The sequence below is a fragment of the Bradyrhizobium campsiandrae genome (assembly GCF_014529705.1).
GTDB lineage: Bacteria > Pseudomonadota > Alphaproteobacteria > Rhizobiales > Xanthobacteraceae > Bradyrhizobium > Bradyrhizobium campsiandrae.
Genome location: NZ_JAANIH010000131.1, coordinates 1 through 5,516 on the forward strand (window position 1 = coordinate 1; position 5,516 = coordinate 5,516).

Sequence of the window (5,516 nt, forward strand, 5' to 3'; positions counted from 1 at the left end):
TTTTGCGGTCGGTGTGGCAAATCGAGCGACCAGTGAAATCGTTAGCGGAAAATTTCGCTCGTCTTAGCTCCTAAACCTAAACAACTTATGAGGTTTGTGCCGCTGAAATTGGGAAGTGAAAGCGACAGCTGGCGGCGGCCGAGGATGCACTGGCCCGGCTCGACGAACGGCTGGCCAAAAGCCCGATCCGCGACGGCTGGGTTGCGCGGACTCACTTCAATGACGCCTGTGCCAGTCTGTGGTTGGAGGGCGAGCTCGTCCACCTCGACGACCTCGTTCTCCACGACGCCGGCATGGACGTCAGAACCCCGACCCACGAGCTCACCCGCGCCCACACCTTGCTGCGCGCGCGCCGCCGGATAGCCGACGCGAAGCCTGACTGGGCGCTGTCGGCGGCTGGCCTCACCAGTCTGAGGGGTAGGGGAGGGCGCGGCCGGGAAGAGGGGGCGAGCGAACGGGATGAGGAAGGCGATCGACTTGGCCTCGACGGCGAAGACGGCGAGGCTGATGACGGCGAGCTCGTAGAGCAGGCGCCAGCGGATGAGCGAATAGCGGAAATGTTCGCCGCGGTCGACGCGGCGATCGCGAAGGCCGACCGCACACTGGCGGGCGACGCTGTAGCGCGGGCGCGACGCGTGCCCGAGCGCGACCCGCTGGTCTACGACCTCGATTGGGACGAAGACGAACGCCTCGATGCGTGGCGTGCCGTCGTCGCCGACACCCGCGCGCTGCCGCCGACCCTGGCGGCGGCGGTCGCGGCCGACGCGTGGAGCGTGATCGAGCCATTGCAGCACGCCCTCTGGCTCGGTCGGCTGCTGGCCGCCGCGCTGCTGCGCGAACGCGGCAAGAGCCGCGCCCACCTTCCCTGCCTGCACGATGGTCTGAAGGCGATCCCGCGCGAGCGGCGACGGCCGCGCGACGCGGCCGGCCGCCTCGGCGTCCAGCTCGAGGCGATCGCGGCCGCGGCGGACGCCGGCCTCAAAGATCATGATCGCTGGCTGACCGCCCGCACGCTGCTCGCCCGCAAAGTGGCTGGCCGCCGATCCACATCCCGGCTGCCGGCGCTGCTCGACTATCTGTTGACCCGGCCGATCGCCTCGGCCGGCATGATTGCCGCTGAACTGAAGATTACGCCCCGAGCGGCGCAGGACCTGGTCGGCGAGTTGGGGCTGCGAGAGGCGACCGGCCGGGGACGGTATCGGGCATGGGGAATCCTTTAGCCGACAGTGCGCTGACGTCGCATTCAGACCGTCCCACGGCTATACAGATATATCGGTCCGGGGAGCGAGGCGATGGCGTTACTTCACATTCCACTTAATCAAATTGAAGAACAACATATCCTTGAACTCGTCGCGACCAGGGCGCCGGAGACGAACATCATTGAGTACAAGCGGGAGACGTACGGCAACTCCCTGCGCGACGACCTTGAGTTCTTGGCAGACGTATCGTCACTGGCGAACACTTCCGGTGGCGACCTCATTATTGGAATCGCCGCGACGCAAGGTATCCCCGAAGCACCAGTGCCATTCACAGGCGACTTTGACGGCGAGATAAATCGTCTTGAAAGTCGAGCCCGGGCCGGACTTCAACCCCGCATCTCTTTAGAATCGAGGGCCGTTCCCGTTCAAGGCGGGCATATCCTCGTTCTGCGCGTTGCCCGCAGCTACAATCCGCCCCATCGCATCATCCGTGAGAATAGCAACCGGTTCTGGGCTCGATCGACAGCCGGCAAATACGAACCGAACGTCGACCAACTGCGTGAACTGTTCACCCTTGCCCCTCGGATTGCCGATCAGACGAGAGAGTTCAGGACGAACCGACTCATTCGCATCGCTTCGGGCGACGCGCCGGTCACACTCATGCACAAGGACGTTCTCGTCTTGCATGTCGTGCCCTTCTCCGCATTTGACCGTGACGCTCCGCTCCCGATGGCCGAACTCGAGCGGGATTACACGTCGTTTCATCCAATTGGCTCAAGGCAATCCCAGGGGCTTAAGATCAACTTCGACGGCTTTCTTGCGATGTCGAACGGCGATCGCGCCGCGAATGTTGAACGAGCGTATGTGCAACTGTTCCGGGGCGGGATCGTCGAAGCCGTCGATGGTCTTTACGTGCGGGCCAGCGGTCAACCGCTGATACCTGTCGTCGAGGTCGAGCGGAGCATCACCGCAAACGCCATGCGGTTGATGCGAGATCTGTCAGGGATTGGCGTAGCGGCGCCCTACGCTGTCCTGGCAAGTTTGCTCACGGTAGAACGTGGCCGCTTTAACTTTGCTCATCCGGGTGATGGTGCGTGGTATGATCGAATGGGTTCCTATACCGACCGACCTCAATATGCCTTCGGCGAAGTGATTTTTGATTCTGCTCCTGCCGGCATTCAAGCCTGTGCGGAAAGGATGAGGCCGCTTCTGAACCAACTCGCTCAATCTGGCGGTATGGCAGGGTCTGTCAGTTTCCGAGATGACGGGACTTTCATGACGGGACGATAAGGGCGATCCAACGTTAGACGGGCCATCGCAAACGCAAGAAAAGCCCCGCCTCGCGGCGGGGCCCTTCGTCGGGACGATCAGTCCCGGTTCGGCCGGGACCAGATCAGCTGCAGGCCTTCCTCGCCTTCCACCTCAACGAGGCTCGCGTAGATCGCGGAGGGGAAGCTCGGATCGTCGAGCTTGACCGAGAGGTAGTCGCGGTCCGTCTGTTCGGAGCGCTTCTGCCAGGCCGCTCCCAGCTCGACATTGCCCGGAGCGAGGATGCGGAAGTGCGGGCCCTTATCCGAGGGGTTCTCGATGCGGACGAAGCGGGCCTTGACGTTCAGGGCCAGGGTGCGGATCGTGCCGGTGAAGCCGGTGCCGTTGGAAGTAAAGGTGCCGATGTTCGCCATTGTCTCATTCCTTTGTTTCAAGGCCGCGCCCATCGCGACCCGATGGCGGTCGTGAGACCGGAGGCGATCGACCCGCACCCGAAGGGCTGGAACGAAGTGGAAGGCGGCCGGAGGCGGCTTTTTTGGTTCGCGATGCAAAGCCGAAGGCGGCGGAAAAAAGTCGTCGCAGGACGTTGCGGGGACAAGATCGAGAGCGGCGTAGCCGGTCGGCCTTCGGTCAGACCTAGCCAATCGGGTTCGCGTTGGGGGTGCCATCGCAAACGACTTGGGAATGATGACAGGCGCAGTCGCATCGGCAATACCGTTGCGTCCGACGACACGATCACCGTCACCATCGCGCCCGTTGTCTGGCGTCGCGTTCGCCGCCCATAACGAGATCATCTCGGCGCAGCAGGGCAAAGCAGTCATTCGTCGCCGGCACGTCGCGCCGGGCACGACCAGGCCTCCACGACCACGGCCACGCGTCTCTCATATCGCTCAATCGACGATCCGCGCTTTCCCTCCTTGATGCCCGTTCGCTGCCGCGCGGAAAGCGGGGGTAATCCTGCCTGCCGATCCTGATTTCGCCGACTGGACAATCCTTCCTGCAAAGAGCCCAGCGGCGAGGCGGGGTCTTGCCGGTGGCACGCGACCTCGCCCCGGATGGACGACGATGGACCACGACAAAAAAAGGGGGGCTTTACGCCCCCTCCTCTTCCCGGAGGCGGCGCTCTGCCTCTGCAAGCGCCGCATCCAACCGTGCCTGCGTTTCTCTCCGCTCCTCGGCGCTGAGAATGCAGTACATCAGCTCCGCGCGCTGCTCGGCGATTTCCTGGTAGATGTCACGAACGTCTTTCATGGGAAGGTCCTTTCCGTCTTCTGACGGAAAGAGGCGACGCTGTGGGTCTGAGCGGGTCAGGGATCGCGTAGCGACCGCCGGAGGCGGCGAGCGGCACCGCCGCTCGTCCTTGAGGCGCGATGACCTGGCGTAGACTTGGCTGTCAGAAGAAGGGGTCCCGCGCCTCTGGCGCGTCCGCGTCCGGCGACCAGCCGGTCCCACGCACAAGCTCAGACATGGACGTCAGGAGAGGAGGCCCGCTTCGCCGGGCGCCACCCGCATTAAAAATGCAGACGATGGGCGAGGGCACCGTCGATCGGCTGGTGACTTCGCAACAGTCTATGCGATGTGAAAAGCACGAGACGATAAAATCATCAAACACCAATCTGCGTACTCGCAAGGTCAGCGTGTCCTCGTCACCGCGATTGCGCAACGAGAACATCTTCGCAGCACGAATCTCCTGCGCTAAGATTGCAATTATTTATTCGTCGTCGTTGTCAGGAAAACATATTGATGGAAGTAGCGCTGCTTGTTGCGGGTCTGTTGGCGATCGTCATTGTGCTCTACATGTTTTTATCAGCGCCAGGAAAGCGTGCTTCGACGAGAGTGAAGTGTTTGATCTTCAGCGTTCTCGTCGCCTTGATGACTGCGCTCTGGTGCGCAGTGTATGGCCCCGATTTCTGGGTTATGGTTCAGGCCGCAGTCATCATCGTGGTCGCGAGCGCTATCGGCTTTCTTTCGTCATCGAACAATTGATCGCACCGCTTTCGATCGGGAAAGGCCGGGATTGATGCTTTGGCGCGCGCCTCCGGCGCAAACGATGTGGGGCAATCGATTGGCTCGATCGCCTTCAGCGAGAGGATCGTCACCGGAATCGGCGGAGACCGCGTGCGGGCTCCGTGAGCGAAGCGAATAGAGCCGTCCGCCGCAGGCGGCTCGCCCAAACCCTGCTCTTCCGCACCCTGATCGCCGTGGCCTCCGCAGCACAAGCGTAAAACGCGGACAACCATCAACACGAACATGACGCCCATCTTTCGATCATCACGCACTGATATCCAAACAAGCGCGGTGCATCTATCGCAGGTTCAAGGATCACCGCCATAGGAGCTCGGTTCAACTGCCGGGACAATCATCGACGCTGTTTAGTTTCATCGGTTTGCCGGCGAACCACCCAGTTGAATTGGTGGATGGCTTTCTGTGGTCACGGCTCGACCGCATGGACGCGACGTTGAGCAATCGCACATGGTTGGTGGGCGACAAGTTCTCCGTGGCGGACCTGTTGATAACGGACGTTCTGCGGGCAGTGGACCGGTTCGAAGACCTCGCCGACTTTCTTGCTTGCCGCGGTTATGCAGAACGTCTTACCGGCCGGCCTTCGCGAAACCCTATCGCGATCAGATGGCCCACTTTGCTGCAGCGGATGCGGCCTGAGGCCGGCGTGAGCGCAATCCTCATTGCAATGCGAACGGCCCCGCCGGATGGCGAGGCCGTTTGTGATGGTGCATCAGTCCCGATTGGGGCGGGACCAGATCAGCTGCAGGCCTTCTTCGCCCTCGACCTCGACCAGGGTGGCGTAGATCGCTGCCGGGAAGCTCGGGTCGTCGAGCTTGACCGAGAGGTAGTCGCGATCCGTCTGTTCGGAGTGCTTCTGCCAGGCCGCACCGAGTTCGACGTTATGCGGTGCACCGCATAACGTCGATTATGCGTAGCGCGGGATTATGCGGAGTCGTTGGCTGGTGGCCGCGGTTTTCAAGGGCTTTGCCGCTGTGTCGCTCCGCATAATGACGGGGCGCTGTCCGCGGCGCCTCGCGTGTTTGC

5 protein-coding genes and 2 pseudogenes are annotated in these 5,516 nt (G+C 62.1%); 4 read left to right on the plus strand and 3 right to left on the minus strand.

Annotated elements, in window-relative coordinates:
- The first annotated feature begins 128 nt into the window (after positions 1–128).
- Positions 129–1,220, plus strand: coding sequence for an RHE_PE00001 family protein (locus G8O24_RS42080; protein WP_249778722.1), 1,092 nt, complete (start codon positions 129–131; stop codon positions 1,218–1,220).
- A gap of 72 nt (positions 1,221–1,292) precedes the next feature.
- Positions 1,293–2,489, plus strand: a complete 1,197-nt coding sequence (locus tag G8O24_RS42085) for an AlbA family DNA-binding domain-containing protein (protein ID WP_188108350.1) — start codon at positions 1,293–1,295, stop codon at positions 2,487–2,489.
- Positions 2,490–2,566: 77 nt separating this feature from the next.
- On the opposite strand, the gene G8O24_RS42090 is transcribed toward G8O24_RS42085, so the two are convergent.
- The gene (locus G8O24_RS42090; protein WP_062314222.1) at positions 2,567–2,881 is read right to left on the minus strand and encodes a DUF736 domain-containing protein; all 315 of its coding nucleotides are present in this window, start codon (positions 2,879–2,881) and stop codon (positions 2,567–2,569) included.
- Between the two features lie 679 nt (positions 2,882–3,560).
- Positions 3,561–3,719 carry a hypothetical protein gene (locus G8O24_RS42095; RefSeq protein ID WP_188108351.1) on the minus strand — a complete coding sequence of 53 codons (159 nt, stop codon included), beginning with the start codon at positions 3,717–3,719 and terminating at the stop codon, positions 3,561–3,563.
- 492 nt (positions 3,720–4,211) lie between these two features.
- Here G8O24_RS42095 and G8O24_RS42100 point away from each other — a divergent pair, with 492 nt between their 5' ends.
- On the plus strand, positions 4,212–4,454 hold the full coding sequence (locus G8O24_RS42100) for a hypothetical protein (protein WP_188108352.1): 243 nt from the start codon (positions 4,212–4,214) through the stop codon (positions 4,452–4,454).
- Positions 4,455–4,914: 460 nt separating this feature from the next.
- Positions 4,915–5,004: pseudogene (locus G8O24_RS46450) on the plus strand (glutathione binding-like protein); the annotation flags it as partial.
- A 198-nt stretch (positions 5,005–5,202) separates the two neighbouring features.
- Here G8O24_RS46450 and G8O24_RS42110 read toward each other — a convergent pair.
- Positions 5,203–5,370: pseudogene (locus tag G8O24_RS42110) on the minus strand (DUF736 domain-containing protein); the annotation flags it as partial.
- Positions 5,371–5,516 lie beyond the last annotated feature (146 nt).